Annotated in this window: 3 protein-coding genes; all 3 read left to right on the top strand. The window is 68.5% G+C overall.

The window, feature by feature from the left end:
- On the top strand, positions 1 to 309 hold a 309-nt coding region (locus KKG35_17335), incomplete at its 5' end, for an ArsR family transcriptional regulator (GenBank protein ID MBU1739895.1).
- Between the two features lie 74 nt (positions 310 to 383).
- Complete coding sequence (ahcY, locus tag KKG35_17330; protein MBU1739894.1) at positions 384 to 1,832, top strand: adenosylhomocysteinase; 1,449 nt, start codon at positions 384 to 386, stop codon at positions 1,830 to 1,832.
- Between the two features lie 115 nt (positions 1,833 to 1,947).
- Positions 1,948 to 2,207, top strand: a 260-nt coding sequence (locus KKG35_17325; GenBank protein MBU1739893.1) for a chloride channel protein, incomplete at its 3' end; no start/stop codon positions are given.

Genomic DNA, 2,207 nt, shown 5'->3' with positions numbered 1-2,207 from the left:
CCCGCACGGGCCATGGCAGCGCTGACGGCGCTGTGCCGGGCACCGAGTGGGCCGCAGCCGGGCGGCATGGTGGTCGTGCTCGACTACGAGCGGCACCGCGACGAGGCCATGCGCGAGCAGCATGCCGACCTGTGGCTCGGCTTCGAGCCCGCCGAGATCGAGGCGCTGGCGCGCGACGCCGGCTTGAGTGACATCCACCGCGCACGGATACCGACGACCTGGTGCGGGCAAGGCCCCGACCGTCACCTGCGCTGGCAGCTCCTCAGCGCCCGTAGAGGCGCCGACAAACCCTCGCGACGGAAGCGCTGAGCGCCACCAGCAAGAACACCCCGAACACCCCCGGGCCGGCCGGCCGCCGTGCCCACAACCAACCGAGGCAGCACATGAAAGCCACCCGCAAGAACCACCAGGTCAAGGACCTCTCGCTAGCCGAGTGGGGCCGCAAGGAGATCTGCCTGGCCGAGAAGGAGATGCCAGGCCTGATGGCGCTGCGCGAACGGTACGGCGTGAGCAAGCCGCTCGCCGGCGCGAAGATCATGGGCTCGCTGCACATGACGGTGCAGACGGCGGTGCTGATCGAGACCCTGGTGGATCTGGGTGCGGACGTGCGCTGGTGCAGCTGCAACATCTTCAGCACCCAGGACCACGCGGCCGCGGCGGTGGCAGTGGGACGCGACGGCTCGCCCGAGCGCCCGAGCGGTGTGGCGGTGTTCGCCTGGAAAGGCGAGTCGCTCGCGGAGTACTGGTGGTGCACCAACGAGGCGCTGACCTGGCCAGACGGCAGTGGCCCGGCCCTCATCGTCGACGACGGCGGCGACGCCACGTTGCTGGTCCACAAAGGCCATGAGTTCGAGCGCGCCGGCGCCATCCCGGCCTTCGACCCAACGTGCGAGCCGGACGAGTGGGGAAGCGTGCTGCAGACGCTACGCGACATCCAGGCGCGTCAGCCGGGCCGCTGGCAACCGCTGGCCAAGGCCATCGTCGGGGTGAGCGAAGAGACCACCACCGGGGTGCACCGGCTCTACGAGATGGAGAAGAAGGGCGAGCTGCTGTTCCCGGCGATCAACGTGAACGACTCGGTCACCAAGAGCAAGTTCGACAACATCTACGGCTGCCGCCACTCGCTCATCGACGGGCTCAACCGCGCCTCGGACGTGATGATCGGCGGCAAGGTGGCGGTGGTGTGCGGCTACGGCGAGGTGGGCAAGGGCTGCGCCCAGGCGTTGCGTGGTCAGGGCTGCCGGGTAGTCGTGACCGAGATCGATCCCATCTGCGCGCTGCAGGCAGCCATGGAGGGCTTCGAGGTCGGCACCGTCGAGGACCACCTCGGCACCGCAGACATCTTCGTGACCGCCACCGGCAATCGCGACGTGATCACCGCCGCGCAAATGGCACGCATGAAGGACCAGGCCATCGTCGGCAACATCGGCCACTTCGACAACGAGATCGACATGGCCGGGCTGGCCAAGGTCCCGGGCGTGAGAAAGAACCCCATCAAGCCGCAGTACGACGAGTGGATCTTCCCCGATGGTCACTCCGTGCTGATGCTCGCCGAAGGGCGGTTGCTCAACCTCGGCTGCGCCACCGGTCACCCGAGCTTCGTGATGAGCAGCTCGTTCACCAATCAGGTGCTCGCCCAGCTGGAGCTGTGGCAGAAGGCCGGCACCTACGACAACCAGGTGTACCTGCTGCCCAAGCGGCTCGACGAGGAGGTGGCGCGGCTGCACCTCGCCAAGCTGGGCGTCAGGCTCACCCGTCTGAGCGAAGAGCAAGCCAGCTACCTGGGCATACCCATCGACGGGCCGTTCAAGCGTGACGACTACCGATACTGAGCAAGAGGGGGACGACGAGCCCCCGAGTCCCGGGCCAGCACCTGCCGCGAGCAGCGGAACCGAGCACGGTCGCGTCGGCACGTGGCGTCGATTCGCGTCGAGGGCTCGCGGCTACGTGCCTTTCAGCCGGTCGGAGAACGTCGGCGCCCTGCTGCAAGCAATCGGGGTGGGGCTCGGCGGCGGCGTGGGCGCCATCGTGTTCCGCTGGCTGATCGCATCGGTCAACCGCGTGGCCTTCGCTGGTGGGGATCGGCTGCTCGCACCCGTGCTCGGCAGCCCCTTCGTGGTGCTGCTGCCGATCGTAGGCCTGGTCCTGGTCTCGAACATCGTGCGCCGCTGGGCGCCCGAAGCGCAGGGTCACGGCGTGCCCGAGGT

The sequence above is a fragment of the Pseudomonadota bacterium genome (genome assembly GCA_018823285.1).
Classification (GTDB): domain Bacteria; phylum Desulfobacterota; class Desulfobulbia; order Desulfobulbales; family JAGXFP01; genus JAHJIQ01.
This window is presented reverse-complemented; position numbering and strand designations above follow the sequence as displayed.